Annotated in this window: 17 protein-coding genes and 1 pseudogene; 14 read left to right on the top strand and 4 right to left on the bottom strand. The window is 60.8% G+C overall.

The window, feature by feature from the left end; genetic code table 11:
- Positions 1-35: 35 nt before the first annotated feature.
- From lpdA to PFLCHA0_RS08795, 6 genes are all read left to right on the top strand, one after another.
- Complete coding sequence (gene lpdA / locus PFLCHA0_RS08770) at positions 36-1,472, top strand: dihydrolipoyl dehydrogenase (RefSeq protein WP_011060054.1); 1,437 nt, start codon at positions 36-38, stop codon at positions 1,470-1,472.
- 230 nt (positions 1,473-1,702) lie between these two features.
- Positions 1,703-2,869, top strand: a complete 1,167-nt coding sequence (sucC, locus tag PFLCHA0_RS08775) for an ADP-forming succinate--CoA ligase subunit beta (protein WP_009047768.1) — start codon at positions 1,703-1,705, stop codon at positions 2,867-2,869.
- On the top strand, positions 2,869-3,750 hold the full coding sequence (gene sucD, locus PFLCHA0_RS08780) for a succinate--CoA ligase subunit alpha (protein WP_003223019.1): 882 nt from the start codon (positions 2,869-2,871) through the stop codon (positions 3,748-3,750). The genes sucC and sucD overlap by 1 nt, the downstream gene beginning before the upstream one ends.
- Before the next feature lie 328 nt (positions 3,751-4,078).
- Positions 4,079-5,392, top strand: coding sequence for a branched-chain amino acid transport system II carrier protein (gene brnQ, locus PFLCHA0_RS08785; RefSeq protein ID WP_011060055.1), 1,314 nt, complete (start codon positions 4,079-4,081; stop codon positions 5,390-5,392).
- A 176-nt stretch (positions 5,393-5,568) separates the two neighbouring features.
- On the top strand, positions 5,569-6,306 hold the full coding sequence (locus PFLCHA0_RS08790; RefSeq protein WP_011060056.1) for a DUF599 domain-containing protein: 738 nt from the start codon (positions 5,569-5,571) through the stop codon (positions 6,304-6,306).
- A 43-nt stretch (positions 6,307-6,349) separates the two neighbouring features.
- A complete protein-coding gene (locus PFLCHA0_RS08795; protein WP_015634668.1) occupies positions 6,350-6,823 on the top strand; it encodes a hypothetical protein in 474 nt (157 codons plus the stop codon).
- 117 nt (positions 6,824-6,940) lie between these two features.
- On the opposite strand, the gene PFLCHA0_RS08800 is transcribed toward PFLCHA0_RS08795, so the two are convergent.
- Positions 6,941-7,192 (bottom strand): hypothetical protein, encoded by a 252-nt coding sequence (locus PFLCHA0_RS08800; protein WP_011060058.1) that lies wholly within the window; start codon positions 7,190-7,192, stop codon positions 6,941-6,943.
- Positions 7,193-7,350: 158 nt separating this feature from the next.
- On the opposite strand from PFLCHA0_RS08800, the gene PFLCHA0_RS08805 reads away from it, so the two are divergent.
- The 4 genes from PFLCHA0_RS08805 (at position 7,351) to PFLCHA0_RS08820 (ending at position 11,071) form a co-directional block, all read left to right on the top strand.
- The gene (locus PFLCHA0_RS08805) at positions 7,351-7,827 is read left to right on the top strand and encodes a PaaI family thioesterase (protein WP_015634669.1); all 477 of its coding nucleotides are present in this window, start codon (positions 7,351-7,353) and stop codon (positions 7,825-7,827) included.
- On the top strand, positions 7,824-8,276 hold the full coding sequence (locus PFLCHA0_RS08810; RefSeq protein WP_015634670.1) for a PaaI family thioesterase: 453 nt from the start codon (positions 7,824-7,826) through the stop codon (positions 8,274-8,276). The genes PFLCHA0_RS08805 and PFLCHA0_RS08810 overlap by 4 nt, the downstream gene beginning before the upstream one ends.
- Positions 8,277-8,366: 90 nt before the next feature.
- Positions 8,367-10,271, top strand: coding sequence for a molecular chaperone HtpG (gene htpG / locus PFLCHA0_RS08815; RefSeq protein WP_011060059.1), 1,905 nt, complete (start codon positions 8,367-8,369; stop codon positions 10,269-10,271).
- A 71-nt stretch (positions 10,272-10,342) separates the two neighbouring features.
- On the top strand, positions 10,343-11,071 hold the full coding sequence (locus PFLCHA0_RS08820) for a dienelactone hydrolase family protein (RefSeq protein WP_015634672.1): 729 nt from the start codon (positions 10,343-10,345) through the stop codon (positions 11,069-11,071).
- A gap of 103 nt (positions 11,072-11,174) precedes the next feature.
- On the opposite strand, the gene PFLCHA0_RS08825 is transcribed toward PFLCHA0_RS08820, so the two are convergent.
- Both PFLCHA0_RS08825 and PFLCHA0_RS08830 read right to left on the bottom strand, forming a co-directional pair.
- The gene (locus PFLCHA0_RS08825; RefSeq protein ID WP_015634673.1) at positions 11,175-12,047 is read right to left on the bottom strand and encodes a pirin family protein; all 873 of its coding nucleotides are present in this window, start codon (positions 12,045-12,047) and stop codon (positions 11,175-11,177) included.
- 62 nt (positions 12,048-12,109) lie between these two features.
- Positions 12,110-12,526, bottom strand: a complete 417-nt coding sequence (locus PFLCHA0_RS08830) for an OsmC family protein (protein WP_011060062.1) — start codon at positions 12,524-12,526, stop codon at positions 12,110-12,112.
- Between the two features lie 131 nt (positions 12,527-12,657).
- Here PFLCHA0_RS08830 and PFLCHA0_RS08835 point away from each other — a divergent pair, with 131 nt between their 5' ends.
- From PFLCHA0_RS08835 to PFLCHA0_RS32265, 4 genes and pseudogenes are all read left to right on the top strand, one after another.
- On the top strand, positions 12,658-13,692 hold the full coding sequence (locus PFLCHA0_RS08835; protein ID WP_015634674.1) for an amidohydrolase family protein: 1,035 nt from the start codon (positions 12,658-12,660) through the stop codon (positions 13,690-13,692).
- Positions 13,693-13,764: 72 nt separating this feature from the next.
- Entirely contained in the window at positions 13,765-14,229 is a 465-nt protein-coding gene (locus tag PFLCHA0_RS08840) for a DUF3859 domain-containing protein (RefSeq protein ID WP_015634675.1), read from the top strand.
- A gap of 139 nt (positions 14,230-14,368) precedes the next feature.
- Positions 14,369-15,139, top strand: a pseudogene (locus tag PFLCHA0_RS32260) (MCP four helix bundle domain-containing protein); the annotation flags it as partial.
- Positions 15,131-15,994 (top strand): methyl-accepting chemotaxis protein, encoded by an 864-nt coding sequence (locus tag PFLCHA0_RS32265; protein WP_404940410.1) that lies wholly within the window; start codon positions 15,131-15,133, stop codon positions 15,992-15,994. The pseudogene PFLCHA0_RS32260 and the gene PFLCHA0_RS32265, both read left to right, overlap by 9 nt.
- Positions 15,995-16,061: 67 nt before the next feature.
- Here the strand turns inward: PFLCHA0_RS32265 and fabB are convergent, their stop codons facing one another.
- Complete coding sequence (gene fabB / locus PFLCHA0_RS08850; protein WP_011060066.1) at positions 16,062-17,282, bottom strand: beta-ketoacyl-ACP synthase I; 1,221 nt, start codon at positions 17,280-17,282, stop codon at positions 16,062-16,064.
- Positions 17,283-17,287 lie beyond the last annotated feature (5 nt).

Genomic DNA, 17,287 nt, shown 5'->3' on the forward strand with positions numbered 1-17,287 from the left:
TGCAGCTTCTAGCTTGCCGTTAAAAGGAACCTTTTATGACTCAGAAATTCGACGTGGTAGTGATTGGCGCGGGCCCAGGCGGTTATGTCGCCGCAATCAAGGCCGCACAACTCGGTTTCACCACCGCTTGCATCGAGAAGTACACCGATAAAGAGGGCAAGCTGGCCCTCGGTGGTACTTGCCTGAACGTCGGTTGCATTCCTTCCAAGGCGCTGCTGGACAGCTCCTGGAAATTCCACGAAGCCCAGGACGGTTTTGCCATCCACGGTATCAACCACGCTGGCGTGACCATGGACGTACCAGCCATGGTGGGTCGCAAGGCTAATATCGTCAAAGGCCTGACCAGCGGTGTTGCCACCCTGTTCAAAGCCAATGGCGTCACTTCGATCCAGGGCCACGGCAAACTGCTGGCCGGCAAGAAAGTCGAAGTCACCAAGCCTGACGGTTCGGTTGAAGTGATCGAAGCCGAAAACGTGATCCTGGCTCCAGGCTCGCGTCCGATCGACATTCCACCGGCTCCGGTCGATCAGAATGTCATCGTCGATTCCACCGGCGCTCTGGAATTCCAATCCGTACCAAAACGCCTGGGCGTGATCGGCGCTGGCGTCATCGGCCTGGAACTGGGTTCGGTATGGTCGCGCCTGGGTGCGCAAGTGACTGTCCTGGAAGCCCTGGACACCTTCCTGATGGCCGCTGATACCGCTGTCTCCAAGGAAGCGCTGAAAACCCTGACCAAACAGGGTCTGGACATCAAGCTGGGCGCTCGCGTGACCGGCTCCAAGGTCAACGGCGAAGAAGTCGTAGTGACCTATACCGATGCCAACGGCGAACAGACCATCACTTTCGACAAGCTGATCGTAGCCGTTGGTCGCCGTCCGGTGACCACCGATCTGCTGGCCGCCGATTGCGGCGTGACCCTCGACGAGCGCGGTTTCGTGCACGTTGACGATCATTGTGCTACCACCGTACCGGGCGTCTACGCCATCGGTGACGTGGTGCGCGGCATGATGCTGGCTCACAAGGCCTCGGAAGAGGGCATCATGGTTGCCGAGCGCATCAAGGGCCACAAAGCCCAGATGAACTATGACCTGATCCCTTCGGTTATCTATACTCACCCGGAAATTGCATGGGTCGGTAAAACCGAGCAGGCCTTGAAAGCTGAAGGCGTTGAAGTTAACGTCGGCACCTTTCCGTTTGCCGCCAGCGGCCGTGCCATGGCAGCCAACGACACCGGTGGTTTCGTCAAAGTCATCGCCGATGCCAAGACTGACCGCGTATTGGGCGTCCACGTGATTGGCCCAAGCGCTGCGGAACTGGTTCAGCAAGGTGCGATCGGCATGGAATTCGGCACCAGCGCCGAAGACCTGGGCATGATGGTTTTCTCCCATCCGACCCTGTCCGAAGCCCTGCACGAAGCAGCTCTGGCTGTGAATGGCACTGCCATCCACATTGCCAACCGCAAGAAACGCTAAGCAATAATAAGAAACCACGGCGGTTGGCCCGTCGTGAGCCTTGTGCGCAAGACTCACCGCGGAATATCCGCTGGACTCGACCTCTCGAGGTAGCGCCACACACTGGACCGGGGCCCAGGCTCCGGGTTCAGGTGTGGCGCTGGTTTTGAGAGTAGCGGTCACAGGTGGTGCGGCACTCAATCTTGAGCGCAGCGCCGAATGCGCAGTACCTAACGAAGACGGTAAAAAGCATGAATCTTCACGAGTATCAGGGTAAGCAGCTGTTCGCTGAATACGGCCTGCCAGTATCCAAAGGCTACGCGGTAGACACCCCGGAAGAAGCAGCAGAAGCTTGCGACAAAATCGGCGGCTCCGAGTGGGTTGTCAAAGCCCAGGTTCACGCCGGTGGTCGCGGTAAAGCGGGCGGCGTTAAGCTGGTTCGCAGCAAAGAAGACGCTAAGGCATTCGCTCAGCAGTGGTTGGGCAAGCGTCTGGTGACCTATCAGACTGACGCCAATGGCCAGCCTGTCACCAAGATCCTGGTTGAATCGTGCACTGATATCGCTAAAGAGCTGTACCTGGGCGCTGTCGTTGACCGTTCGAGCCGTCGCATCGTGTTCATGGCTTCCACCGAAGGTGGCGTGGACATCGAGAAAATCGCTCACGACACTCCAGAAAAAATTCTCAAGGCCACTATCGATCCACTGGTTGGCGCTCAGCCATTCCAGGGTCGCGAGCTGGCTTTCCAACTGGGTCTGGAAGGCAAGCAAGTTGCCCAGTTCGCCAAGATCTTCGTAGGTCTGGCCAAACTGTTCCAGGATCACGATCTGGCCCTGCTGGAAGTGAACCCGCTGGTGATCAAGGCCGACGGCGATCTGCACTGCCTGGACGCGAAGATCAACATCGACGCCAACGCCATGTACCGTCAGCCTAAGCTGAAAACCTTCCACGATCCGTCCCAGGACGATCCGCGCGAAGCCCACGCTGCCAAGTTCGAACTGAACTACGTAGCTCTGGAAGGCAACATCGGCTGCATGGTCAACGGTGCCGGCCTGGCCATGGGTACCATGGACATCGTCAACCTGCACGGCGGCAAGCCAGCCAACTTCCTCGACGTAGGTGGTGGTGCTACCAAAGAGCGCGTGACCGAAGCCTTCAAGATCATCCTGTCCGACACCAACGTCGCTGCAGTACTGGTCAACATCTTCGGCGGCATCGTTCGCTGCGACATGATTGCCGAAGGCATCATCGGCGCCGTGAAAGAAGTCGGCGTGAAAATCCCGGTTGTTGTTCGCCTTGAAGGCAACAACGCTGAACTGGGCGCTAAAGTACTGGCAGAAAGCGGCTTGAACATCATCGCTGCTACCAGCCTGACCGACGCTGCTCAACAAGTTGTCAAAGCTGCGGAGGGCAAATAATGAGCGTCCTGATCAATAAAGACACCAAAGTTATCTGCCAGGGTATTACCGGTTCGCAAGGTAGTTTCCACACCCAGCAAGCCATCGAGTACGGCACCAAGATGGTTGGCGGCGTAACTCCTGGCAAAGGCGGCACCGAGCACCTGGGCCTGCCAGTGTTCAACACCGTGAAAGACGCTGTAGCTGCCACTGGCGCCACCGCCAGCGTGATCTACGTTCCAGCTCCTTTCTGCAAGGACTCGATCCTGGAAGCTGCTTTCGGCGGCATCAAGCTGATCGTCTGCATCACCGAAGGCATTCCTACCCTGGACATGCTGGACGCTAAAGTTAAGTGCGACGAGCTGGGTGTGACCCTGATCGGCCCTAACTGCCCAGGCGTGATCACCCCAGGCGAATGCAAGATCGGCATCATGCCAGGTCACATTCACTTGCCAGGCAAGGTCGGTATCGTTTCCCGTTCCGGCACCCTGACTTACGAAGCTGTGAAGCAGACCACTGACGCCGGTTTCGGTCAGTCCACCTGCGTCGGCATCGGTGGTGACCCGATCCCGGGTTCGAACTTCATCGACATCCTGAAGCTGTTCCAGGAAGACCCGAAGACCGAAGCGATCGTGATGATCGGCGAGATCGGCGGTTCGGCTGAAGAAGAAGCTGCTGCCTACATCAAGGCTCACGTGACCAAGCCGGTTGTTTCCTACATCGCTGGTGTGACTGCTCCTCCGGGCAAGCGCATGGGCCATGCTGGCGCAATCATCTCTGGCGGCAAAGGCACTGCAGACGAGAAATTCGCTGCTCTGCAAGACGCCGGTGTAAAAACCGTGCGTTCGCTGGCAGACATCGGCAAGGCCCTGGCCGAGCTGACCGGTTGGGCTGTCAAGTAAGCCTCGCGCTTAGCTGACGCAAAACCAGCAAAGGCCACCTTCGGGTGGCCTTTGTGCTTTCTGCCGTAGGAGACCTGCATCCTGCACAGAGCCTGGGGGAAATATAATTTCAAAAATGCGACATCATTCTGTCGCATATCGGATAGTTCGCCCTGGAACAGTGCGCTTGTCTTACCGATTCTGTAATCTAGCCGCCTCTTTTTGCGTCTGCTGCCCACAAGGTCGCTGCGCGCTAAACGGGTCAGTCTTATACGGACTGGCAGCATTTCCCTCACCCATAAGGGAAATCCCTCTCTAAATTCCGATTCAGTAGTGTGGTATTTCCTTAATGAAAGTGTTGAAAGGCCAGGACATCCTGGCACTCGGCTTTATGACTTTTGCCCTGTTCGTCGGGGCCGGCAACATCATTTTCCCGCCTATCGTCGGCCTGCAGTCCGGACCCCATGTCTGGATGGCGGCGCTGGGCTTCCTGATCACCGCGGTCGGTCTGCCGGTGATCACCGTGGTTGCCCTGGCCAAGGTCGGCGGCGCCATGGACGCGCTGAGCACGCCTATCGGCAAGCTGGCCGGTGGCCTGCTGGCAGCGGTCTGCTACCTGGCGGTAGGCCCTCTGTTCGCCACGCCACGTACCGCTACCGTGTCCTTTGAAGTGGGCCTGGCGCCGTTGACCGGCGAAAGCCCGCTGGCCCTGTTCCTCTACAGTTCGGTGTACTTCCTGCTGGTGTTCTTCATCTCCCTGTACCCGGGCCGGCTGCTGGACACCGTCGGACGCTTCCTGGCGCCGCTGAAGATCATCGCCCTGGCTGTGCTGGGCATTGCGGCCTTTGCCTTGCCCGCCGGCGACATCGGCACCGCCACTCCCGAGTACGTTGCAGCACCGTTCTCCCAGGGCTTCATCAATGGTTACCTGACCATGGATACCCTGGGCGCGCTGGTGTTCGGCATCGTCATCGTCAATGCCATCCGTTCCCGCGGGGTCGAGTCGCCTCGGCTCATTACCCGTTATGCCGTGATCGCCGGCCTGATCGCCGGGGTCGGCCTGGCGCTGGTCTACGTCAGCCTGTTCCGCCTGGGCTCGGGCAGCCATGAAGTGGCCGCCGGTGCTAGCAACGGCGCCGCGGTATTGCACGCCTATGTGCAGCACACCTTCGGTTCCCTGGGCAGCGGTTTCCTCGCGGTGCTGATCTCCCTGGCCTGCCTGGTGACCGCCGTGGGCCTGACCTGCGCCTGCGCCGAGTACTTCAGCCGTGTCCTGCCGCTGTCCTACAAGACGCTGGTGGTGATCCTCGCGGCGTTCTCGCTGCTGGTATCGAACCTGGGCCTGACCAAGCTGATCGCGTTCTCGATCCCGGTGCTGACCGCGATTTACCCGCCGTGCATCGCCCTGGTGGCCCTGAGCTTCTGCAAGGACTTCTGGCAGGACCAGCGCCGTATCGTCGGCCCGGTGATGCTGGTGTCCTTCGTGTTCGGCCTGATCGATGCCCTCAAGGGCGCGGGCCTGGCCGGCTGGATGCCAACCCAGCTGTCGCACTTGCCGCTGAGCGAGCAGGGCCTGGCGTGGCTGGTGCCGTCGGTGATCGTGCTGGTGGTGGCAGTGATCTGCGATCGCCTGCTGGGCAAGCGCAGCGAAGCCCTGGCCTGACCTGAAGTTGATGGCCCGGGGTCGCCACAAGCGGCCCCCGAGCCCCCTAAAAAATGCCCCGCATCGATGGATGCGGGGCATTTTTTATGGGCGTACAGCGGTGTCTTTTTCCCCTGCGGGGCGTCGAAGCAGTGCCCTTTGCTTTTGTCTTCTGCCAACGCCTTACAGGAATTTGCATGTCGTTCGTTCAAGCCAACCTGATCCACCTACTGGCCGCCCTGTGGTTCGTCGTCTGCTGGGGTGGCTATACCCGCTACGCCAGTTGGAAGGGAAGGGACACCGCGTGCCTGGCCAGCGTCCTGCACCTGTATCGCGAGGACTGGATGCGCCGCATGCTGCTGCGGGACAACCGCATCGCCGATGCCAGCGTGATCGGCAACCTGGAGCGCAATGCCTCGTTCTTCGCCTCCAGTACCCTGATCATCCTGGCGGGCATTCTCACCGTGCTGGGCGCCTCGGAGCGTGCAGTGTCGCTGTTGGCGGACATTCCGATGGTCCAGCAGGCGTCCCAGGGCATGTCGGAAATCAAGCTGCTGTGCCTGGCGCTGGTGTTCGTCTATGCCTTCTTTACCTTCAGCTGGTGCATGCGCCAGTACAACTTCGCCGCAGTGCTGGTGGGGTCGGCGCCAATGATCGGCGAGCGTCATGTTTCCGAGCAGGAGCGCAAGGCTTTTGCATCGCGAGCGGCTCGGGTAATTTCCATGGCGGCTAACCAGTTCAACTTCGGATTGCGTTCCTATTACTTCGGCATGACCATGCTGGCCTGGTTCGTCAGCCCCTGGTTATTCATGCTGATGAGCGCGGGTGTGGTGTTTGTCCTGTATCGGCGGGAGTTCCACTCCGATGTACTTGAAGTCATGGTCTATACACCGACAGAACAACCTGTGGTCGATAGCCCCAAAGATGCAGCCTGAGCGTTGATGGCTGATCGATTGAACGGTTGAAAGGAGTTGGCCAATGAGCAGTTCGCGTGCCCTGAAGTACCTGTGCCTGGGGTTCTTCCTGTTGTCGGGCTGCAGGGCGCAAACCCTGTATCTGAATGGCGAAGCCCGGGGCAGGGTGGTAGATGCATTGAGCGGCGTGCCGATCGCCGGGGCCAAGGGCGCCTTGTGTGGCGCACAGTTCCTGACGGCCGATGACGGGAGCTTCAAGGTCGAAGCGGCAACTGACTGGGAATGGGTCATGTTGCTGGCCGGGCGTTCGCCGCAGGACATCCCGCACCCTTGCTTCATGAGTATCGCGGCAGCGGATTACCAGTCCCGCCAATGGCTGGCGCCTTTTACCGCCCACTACGACTTTCCCATCAGGTTGCTGCCCATTTCCAGCCCCTTGCACTATGCACTGGAGTCCCCGGGCAATGAGTCGGTGCCAATGCAGCCGTTGCAGGCAGAGCCCCGCCAGGACGAATTGTTCCTGGGGGCAGGCGGCTGATCTTCAACGCTTAGTTGCTTGCCCGGCAACTAAGCACTGTTGTATTGAGCGACTGTTTTACGAGCAAGAAAAAGCCCGCACTTGGCGGGCTTTGTTCTTTGTTGCGCTAAAACCGACTTAGTTGGTTTTAGGAGCTGCTTCCTTGGCGCTTTCTTCAGCAGCAGCCTTGTTGGATTCAGCCTGATCTTTGGCTGCTTCGGCGTTTTCTTTTGCCGCGTCGTTCACTTTATCCTGAGCTTCGTTCATTTTCTGTTGGGCTTGCTCAGCATGTTGATTGGCATCTTGAGCTTTGTCCTCGGATTTTTTGTCGCAGGCAGCCAGACCGAGGGAAGCGGTCAGCATCAGGGCAATAGCTAAAGTCTTACGCATGGGGTGTTTCTCCTTAGTGAAGATATCTACTGGCCTTTCGATCATGGCCTTGTGATTTAAGTTCCTTGAGACTCACAGATATATTAAGTAGTCATTTCATGGAACTTTTGCCTGCTTCATTCAACGCACATTCCCGACAATAAAAAGAGATAAATCCCATGGCGCAAAACCCTATTTCTGAGCGTGCGGCGCGCTTTCTTTCCGCCTTGCGCCACTGCCAGGTGCTGGGCATCCGGGTACATAGCGCCTCTGAAGAGGGCCTGACCCTGACCTTGCCCTACAGTCCGCAGATTGTCGGCGACCCGCAAACCGGGATCATTCACGGCGGTGCCCTGACCACGCTGATGGACAGCGCCTGTGGCATGGCCACGCTTTGCGTGCTGCCGGAGTTCGAAGTGTGTCCGACCCTGGACCTGCGCATAGACTATATGCATCCGGCGGTCCCTCATCATGACGTGCACGGCTTTGCCCAGTGTTACCGGGTCACCACCGATGTGATCTTTACCCGCGGCTTTGCCTATCAGGATGATCCCGAGCGTCCCGTGGCTCATGTAGTCGGCACTTTCATGCGCATGGGCCGGGGGCTCAAGGGCAGCCGCGGGCTGGCCAGCTCAATCAAGGGGGAGCGGGCATGAGCACGGACCTTCGAGCACTCCTGGAGCAGGCTCGCCAGCAGGGCGATTACACCGCGTTGCTGGAGCAGATCCCCTACGCGAAGCTGATTGGCATCGAGTGCACGCAACTGGGAGATGAACTGCTGTTTCGCCTGCCGGCCAACAAGGACAATATCGGCAACCCTCTGCTTCCAGCCCTGCACGGTGGAGTGATCGCCGGTTTCATGGAACTGGCGGCCGCCTTGCATTTGCTGATTCTCACCGGCTCGCCCGGGGTGCCGAAAATCATCGACTTTTCCCTCGACTACCTGCGCGCCGGGCAGTTTCGCGACACCTTTGCCCGCTGCCAGGTATGCCGGCAGGGCAGAAGGGTGGCCAATGTCGCCATCACCGCCTGGCAGAGCACTGCCGAGGAGTCGATTGCCACCGCTCGCGCACATTTCAAGATCGAAGAGAGCACCGGCCCTTGAAATCCAGCGAGCGACCCCCACTTTCATGTCATCCCGCCGCCCTCCGCTCCCGGAACGCGGCCAATGCCATCTGATTGGAGTTTGATGACCATGAGTGTGGAAACTCAAAAGGAAACCCTGGGCTTCCAGACCGAGGTGAAGCAACTGCTGCACCTCATGATCCATTCGCTGTATTCCAACAAGGAAATCTTCCTTCGCGAATTGATCTCGAACGCCTCTGACGCCGTCGACAAATTGCGCTTCGAAGCCCTGTCCAAGCCCGAGTTGCTGGAAGGTGGCGCCGAACTGAAAATCCGTGTGAGCTTCGATAAGGACGCGAAAACCGTCACCCTCGAAGACAACGGTATTGGCATGAGCCGAGAAGATGTGATCACCCACCTGGGGACCATCGCCAAATCCGGCACCGCCGATTTCATGAAGAACCTCACTGGCGACCAGAAGAAGGATTCGCACCTGATCGGTCAGTTCGGTGTTGGCTTCTACTCCGCCTTTATCGTGGCCGACCAGGTTGAAGTGTTCAGCCGCCGTGCCGGCCTGCCTGCCAGCGAAGGCGTGCACTGGTCTTCCAAGGGCGAGGGCGAGTTCGAAGTTGCGACCATCGACAAGGCCGAGCGCGGCACCCGCATCGTCCTGCACCTGAAATCCGGTGAAGACGAGTTCGCCGATGGCTGGCGCCTGCGCAACATCATCAAGAAGTACTCCGACCACATCGCGCTGCCGATCGAGCTGCCCAAAGAAGCCGCTGCCGCTGAAGGCGAAGAGAAACCTGCGCTGGAGTGGGAAACCGTCAACCGCGCCAGCGCGCTGTGGACTCGTCCGCGTACCGAGATCAAGGACGAGGAATACCAGGAGTTCTACAAGCACATCGCCCATGACTTCGAAAACCCGCTGAGCTGGAGCCACAACAAGGTCGAAGGCAAGCTGGAGTACAGCTCGCTGCTCTACGTACCGGCTCGCGCGCCGTTCGACCTGTACCAGCGTGAAGCGCCCAAGGGCCTCAAGCTCTACGTGCAGCGCGTGTTCGTCATGGATCAGGCCGAGTCGTTCCTGCCGCTGTACCTGCGTTTCATCAAGGGCGTGGTGGACTCCAACGACCTGTCGCTGAACGTCTCGCGGGAAATCCTGCAGAAAGACCCGATCATCGACTCGATGAAGTCGGCGCTGACCAAGCGTGTCCTCGACATGCTGGAGAAACTGGCGAAGAACGAACCCGAGCAATACAAGGGCTTCTGGAAGAACTTCGGCCAGGTGATGAAGGAAGGCCCGGCCGAGGACTTCGCCAACAAGGAGAAGATCGCCGGCCTGCTGCGCTTCGCCTCCACCCAGGGCGACGACGGCGAGCAGAATGTCTCCTTGGCCGACTACCTGGCTCGCGCCAAGGAAGGCCAGGACAAGATCTACTTCCTCACCGGCGAATCCTACGCCCAGGTGAAGAACAGCCCGCACCTGGAAGTCTTCCGCAAGAAAGGCATCGAAGTGCTGCTGCTCACCGACCGTATCGACGAGTGGCTGATGAGCTACCTCAACGAGTTCGACGGCAAGAGCTTTGTCGACGTGGCGCGCGGCGACCTGGACCTGGGCAACCTCGACTCCGAAGAGGACAAGAAGGCTGCCGAGGAAGTCGCCAAGACCAAGGAAGGCCTGGTTGAGCGGATCAAGACCGCCCTGGGCGAGAGCGTCAGCGAAGTGCGGGTTTCCCACCGCCTGACCGACTCGCCGGCGATCCTGGCCATTGGCGAGCAGGACCTGGGGCTGCAAATGCGCCAGATCCTTGAAGCCAGCGGGCAGAAGGTTCCGGATTCCAAGCCGATCTTCGAGTTCAACCCGACTCACCCGCTGATCGAGAAACTCGACGGCGAGCAGAGCGAAGAGCGCTTTGGCGACCTGTCGCACATCCTCTTCGATCAGGCGGCCCTGGCGGCCGGTGACAGCTTGAAGGACCCGGCGGCCTATGTGCGCCGACTGAACAAGCTGCTGGTGGAGCTGTCGGTTTAACCACGTTGCAAGAAAAACCCGCTTCGGCGGGTTTTTTCATTCTGGTGTCCCCCTACTGGAGAAGCTGAGTCATGAGTCAAATCACAGTGCGTTCCGTGGTCTATCAGATCGATGGCCAGCCCTATGAAGGCCGCCTGGCCTTCGATGCCGCCCATAAAGCTGCGCGTCCGGGGTTGCTGATGGCGCCGAACTGGATGGGTGTCAGCGCCGGAGCGGAGAAGATCGCCGAGGCGGTGGCGGCCAAGGGTTATGTGGTGCTGATCGCCGATCTGTATGGCCAGTCGCTGCGCCCCGGCGATGCGAGCCAGGCCGGTGCCGCGATGATGCCGCTCAAGGATGATCGGGCGTTGCTGCGCAAGCGCATGCAGGCGGCCTTTGCGGCCTTGCAGAGCCAGGGCGAAGCCGCGGTGGACACCTCCAGGCTGGCCACCTTCGGCTTCTGCTTTGGCGGCTGCTGCGCCCTGGAACTGGCCCGCAGTGGCGCGCCGGTGAAGGCGGCGGTGTCGTTCCACGGCACCCTGGACACCCCCAACCCTGCCGATGCCAACAACATCAAGGGCTCGGTACTGGTACTGCACGGCGCGGCGGACCCGTTCGTGGCCAAGGAGCAACTGCCGGCCTTCGAAGCGGAAATGGACGCCGCGGGAGTGGACTGGCAACTGGTCAGCTACGGTGGCGCGGTGCATTCCTTCACCGACACCCACGCCAACCTGCCGGGCAAGATGATGTACGACGCCAAGACCTCGGCCCGGGCCTTCGCCACCATGCATTACCTGCTGGACGAAGTCTTTAGCGGCTGACCCACCGACCCTGATCCCGTAGGAGCTGGCTTGCCAGCGAAGGCGTCAGTGAGAGCAACGCCAGATTCACGGGCCTGTTCGCCGGCAAACCGGTCCCTACCGATCAGTGGCGGGCGGGTGGCAATTCGATGCGCTCGCTTTCTCCCGGCACCTGCGGCCAGTCCCCGGCGGCCCAGCGTCTGCGAGCTTCATCGATCAACAGTGGATCGCTGGCGACGAAGTTCCAGTTGATCCGCCGCGGGCCGTCCAGGGCGGCGCCGCCGATCAGCACCGCATGGCAATCGCTCTCGGCGAACAGCGTGGCGTTCTCCCCCTCTGGCAATACCACCAGCGAGTGCACGGGTAATGGCTCGCCGTCCAGTTGTGCCTCGCCCTCCAGTACATACAGCGCACGCTGTTGATGCTCGGTGGGAATCAGCAGGCTGGTGGCGGTCTGCAGCCGCAGCTCGGCATACAGGGTGGGGGAGAGCACCGGCACCGGCGACTGCAGGCAGAAACCGCTGCCGGCAATCATCCGAATGCTCACCCCCAGGTTGTCGCTCACCGGCAGGCTGTTGGCCGGGTGATGGCTGTAGTGCCCCGGGCCCTGCTCCTGTTCTTTGGGCGAGGCCAGCCAGACCTGCAGGCCGTGCATGGCAAACCCCTGGGCCTGCAAGAGTGCTGGCGTGCGCTCGACATGGGCGATGGCGCTGCCGGCGGTCATCCAGCTGACGTCCCCGGCGCCCACGATCTGGTCGGAGCCCAGGCTGTCCTTGTGCTGGATCTGCCCGGCGAACAGGTAGGTCAGGGTGGAGAGGCCGATATGCGGATGCTGGCGGATATTCATGCCTTTGCCCGGCGGGTAGCGGGTTTCCAGCATGTGGTCGAAGAACACGAAAGGCCCGACACTGCGGCACTGGGCCGAAGGCAGGGGGCGCAGGATGGGTTGGCCTTCAACGTCCTCGGCACGGGGACGGATCACGAGGGGGGAGTTCATGGCGGATTCCAGGCTGATCGGGTTATGCCCGGGAGCATAACCCGCTTGTGCCAGCCTTGCCGCTACTGGCTGAAGGCACCTTCGGAGAGGTGGGTCTCGATGCTGACTTCGCTGGTGGTCATCAGCTTGTGGATCGGGCAACGGTCGGCCACCCGGTGCAGCTCATCACGCTGGGCGTCGGTGAGCACGCCCTTGAGGGTCAGTTTCACATGCAGGGCGTACTTGCCTTTCTGCTCTTCGCTGTTGTCGTGCTTGATCTCCACGGTGACCCCGGTCAGCGGGATGTTCTTCTTCTGCGCGTAGAGCTTGAGGGTCAGGGCCTTGCAGGCGCCCAGGGCGGCATCGAAGTAGTCATGGGGCTCGGGGGCGGTGCCTTCGCCCCCGGCGGACTTGGGCAGGTCGGTGAACAACTGGTGGTCGTCGACCTGGATGCTGTGGCGGAAACCTTCGCTGGACTCGGTATTGACGGTGATGGTCATGGCAAACCTCAGGCAGTGATGAATAAGGATCAGGCTGTAAGGGTGCTGAAGTTATAGAGCATATCGAAGCGCGGGCGTTCCCCTTTTTCTGAACCTGCGGCTCGGCGTCGCGGTCTATCCTGCTTCGATCCATGGGAGGCGGCCCGGTGCACTGGAACCCTGTTCAAGCAGGCTGTTTGTGGGCGCTGCTGGTGCTGCCGCTGGCGTTGGCCCAGGCGCGTGACTATGTGTACAGCGACGCGCACCTGCATTACGTGGACTTCTTCCAGGAAACCGCGGGCATGGAAGCCTTGCTCAAGGCCATGGATGACAACCGCATCGAGCAGGTGATGATTGCGGGGATTCCGGTGGCCAAGAAATGGCACGAGGATGAGCCCAAGCGCCCGCGCTACTACGCCGGGGACGATGCCGCGGCCTACTGGTACAGCGCCACCGACGTGCTGGTGGCCGCCGCGGTGAAAAAGCTGCCGGCCGAGCAGCGCCGGCGCTTTCATCCGTTCCTTTCGGGGTTCAACCCCAACGACAAGAATTCCGCGGCGCATATCCAGCGCATGCTCGATCTCGACCCGGGGCTGTGGCAGGGCATCGGCGAGGTCTTCACCCGGCACGACGATCTCACCGCGCTGACCGCCGGCGACACGCCGCGGGCCAATAACGAGGCGATGACCAAGGTCTATCACCTGGCGGCCGAGAACGACCTGCCGGTCATGCTGCACTCCAACATCACCTCCAAGCGCGAGCGCAATCCGCTGTACCTGGCGGAAATCGAAGAGCCGCTGCGCAATCACCCCCATACGCGTTTTATCTGGGCCCATGCCGGCACCAGTGCCGAGATCCATCGTCACCAGACCCGGCTGGAGTTCCTGCTGCCGACCCTGACGCGGCTGCTGGAGAGCTACCCCAACCTCTACATCGACCTGTCCTGGAGCCTGCTCACGCCCTATCTGCTGGATAAGCAGGGCAACCCCGACCCGGCCTGGCTGCAGCTGGTGGAGCGCTTCCCGGAGCGCTTCATGCTGGGTTCGGACGTGGTCGGGCGCTTCAACAAGCTGGGGAGCGAGCTGCGGGGGTTCGATGGCTTTCTTGACGCCTTGCCGCAGGAGGTGGCACGCAAGGTGGCCCATGACAATTTCCTCGCCATCCTTCCCGCCAACCATCGTCCCTAGCAGGCGCCAGACTGTCATCAGCCTGTCATGCCTGCTTCATAAGCTCGCGCCATCTCAATCAAGGAGCGCGATATGCACCTCACTCGTTTAAGCGCACTGGCGGCGCTGATGATCTTCAGTGGCCTGGCCAGCGCCGAAGTCCGTGTCGAAGGGCCGGTGGAATACGGCGTGTTCGAAGGTCCCAAGGCCGAGCTGCAATCGGGGGAGCGGGTGCTGCGCCGCAGCAACGAGAAGATCCAGCAGACTTCTGTGGTGCCCGCCAGGCTGGGGACCAAGTTCGGCATGCGTTACCAGTTGCTGGGCAAGGTGGCCGAAGATCAGCCCCTGACTCTTCTTTACCTGACGCCGGGCATCCGTACGCCGGACGGGGTACGCCATGACAAGTTCGAAATCACTCAGAAACTGGTGCCTAACGCTCCCCAGGATGTGATGGCCTATGAGTTCACCGAAAGCCATGAGGTGGTCCCGGGCGAGTGGCGTTTCATGGTCTTCCAGGGCGACCGATTGTTGGCAGAACAGCGATTTTCTGTGCGCTGAATCGTTTTACGCCCAAGTATTGGAGTGCTAGGGCGTTTTGATATCACGTTTTTGTCTTACGCAATTTTCCAATGGCCCGATACCGTCTAAGAGCACCCTGCTGCAAGTTCTTGCAGCGCTCTAGGAAGGAGCCAGAGGAATGAGTCTTAGAAGTCTGAACATTGCGTTACGGGCGAGCCTGGGTTTCGGCTTGCTGGCGTTGATGGTGTTTGCCCTGGGGGCATTCGCCTTGATGCAGATGGGCAATATGCGCCAGCAGTCCGATGAAGTGGAAAGCAATTGGCTGCCCAGCGTGATGTCCGTAGGGGAAATGAACCAGGACCTGCTGCGCATTCGCGCCCTGACCCTGCGGCTGTTGATCAATCGCGACCCGCAGGCGATCACCCAGAACGAAAACAAGATCAACGAGATCAAGAGTGTCCTGGGGGTTGCCCAGAGCCGCTACGAATCCTTGATCCTCCTGCCCCAGGAGCGGGTCCTGTTCGATCGTTTCAAGACCATCGAAAAACAGTACCTGCAACGCCAGGAACGGGTCATGCAGCTCTCCAGCCAGAACCAGCTGGAGGAAGCGGTCAAGGTGGTCAATGGCGAAATGAACCAGCTGGCCGATGAGATGGCCGCGACCCTGCACGAGCTGGTGGAGCTGAACAAGCAAAGCGCGACCCATGCCACCGATCTGGCCCAGGCGGTGTTCAGCAAGTCGCGGGTATGGGTGATCGGCATGATTGCCCTGGCGGCGCTGGTTACCATCGGCCTGGCCCTGTTGTTGACCCGCAGTATCGTCCTGCCTCTGGCGCAGTCGTTGAATGTGGCCGAAGTGGTGGCCGGCGGCGATCTGACCGGCACTATCACGGTGACCGGCAGGGACGAGCCGGCGCGGCTGCTGCACGCGCTCAAGGCCATGCAGCACAGCCTGCGGGAAACCATCCGGCGCATCTCCGATTCATCCAGCCAGCTGGCCTCGGCCTCGGAAGAGCTCAGTTGTGTCACCGAGGATGCGACCCGTGGCCTGCATCAGCAGAGCCTGGAGATCGAACAGGCGGCCACGGCGGTAAACCAGATGACCGCAGCGGTGGAGGAGGTGGCCAGTAACGCAGTGGCCACGTCCGAGGCCTCGCGGGAGTCCGACCGCATCGCCCAGCACGGGCGCGAGCAGGTGCACCAGACGGTGCTCTCGATTGAGTCGCTGGCGCAGGACGTGACGGCCAATGCCAGCCAGGTGGAGGATCTGGCGCAGAAGGTCTATGGCATCAGCAAGGTACTGGAGGTGATCCGTTCCATTGCCGAGCAGACCAACCTGCTGGCGTTGAACGCGGCCATCGAGGCGGCACGGGCCGGGGATGCGGGACGCGGGTTCGCAGTGGTGGCCGATGAAGTCCGGGCCCTGGCTCATCGGACCCAGCAGTCGACCCAGGAAATCGAGCAGATGATCGGCGGTATCCAGCAGGGCACCGACCAGGCCGTCAGTTCCATGCAGCAGAGCAACAACCGCGCCCATTCGACCCTGGAGGTGGCCAAGGCGGCAGGACAGGCGCTGGAGGAAATCGCATCGGCCTTCACCCAGATCAATGAGCGCAACATCGTCATTGCCAGCGCCTCGGAGCAGCAGGCGGCAGTGGCGCGGGAGGTGGACCGCAACCTGATGAACATCCGCGACCTGGCCTTGCAGACCTCCGCCGGGGCCAATCAGACCAGTGCGGCCAGCCAGGAGTTGTCGCGCCTGGCGGTGGACCTGAACAGCATGGTGGCGCGTTTCTCGGTCTGAGCCTTCTGGCAGGCGAAAAAAAGCCCCGAACCGGTCGGGGCTTTTTCATTCGGCGAAGCGGTGGGGCTTACTTGCCCTGCCAGCGCTTCAGGACCAGGGTGGCGTTGGTGCCACCGAAGCCGAAGCTGTTGCTCATCACGGTGTTGATGGTGGCGTCTTCGCGGGTCTTGGTCAGGATCGGCATATCGGCCACTTCCGGATCCAGCTCGTCGATGTTGGCCGAACCGGCCATGAAGTTGCCTTCCATCATCAGCATGCAGTAGATCGCTTCGTGAACGCCGGCAGCGCCCAGGGAGTGACCCGACAGGCTCTTGGTGGAGCTGATGGCCGGGGCCTTGTCGCCGAACACTTCACGCACGCCTTTCATTTCCGCGACGTCGCCGACCGGGGTCGAAGTGCCGTGGGTGTTCAGGTAGTCGATAGGGGTGTCGACGGTGGACATGGCCATTTCCATGCAGCGGATTGCACCTTCGCCGCTTGGAGCCACCATGTCGTAGCCATCGGAAGTGGCGCCGTAGCCGACGATTTCCGCGTAGATCTTGGCGCCACGGGCCAGAGCGTGTTCCAGCTCCTCGACCACCACCATGCCGCCACCGCCGGCGATGACGAAACCGTCACGCTTGGCGTCGTAGGCGCGGGAGGCCTTTTCCGGGGTTTCGTTGTACTGGGTGGACAGGGCACCCATGGCGTCGAACAGGAACGACTGGGTCCAATGCTCTTCTTCACCGCCACCGGCGAAGACGATGTCCTGCTTGCCCATCTGGATCTGTTCCATGGCGGTACCGATGCAGTGAGCACTGGTGGCGCAGGCAGAAGCGATGGAGTAGTTCAGGCCCTTGATCTTGAACGGGGTGGCCAGGCAGGCGGAAACGGTGCTGCTCATGGTCCGCGTAACGCGGTATGGGCCAACGCGCTTGACGCCTTTCTCGCGCAGGATGTCCAGCGCTTCCATCTGGTTCAGAGTCGAGGCGCCGCCGGAGCCGGCGATCAGGCCGGTGCGCGGGTTGGACACTTGTTCTTCGCTCAGGCCGGAGTCGGCGATGGCGTCTTTCATGGCCAGGTAGGCGTAAGCCGCCGCGTGGCCGACGAAGCGATAGATCTTGCGGTCGATCAGCTCTTCGAGGTTCAGGTCAATGGAGCCGGAAACCTGGCTACGCAGACCCATTTCGGCATATTCCGGGTTGAAGCGGATGCCAGGGCGACTTGCACGCAGGTTAGCGGAGACGGTCTCTTTGTCATTGCCCAGGCACGAAACAATGCCAAGACCTGTGATAACGACGCGGCGCATGCGGA

The sequence above is a fragment of the Pseudomonas protegens CHA0 genome, assembly GCF_000397205.1.
GTDB classification, from domain to species: Bacteria; Pseudomonadota; Gammaproteobacteria; order Pseudomonadales; family Pseudomonadaceae; genus Aquipseudomonas; species Aquipseudomonas protegens.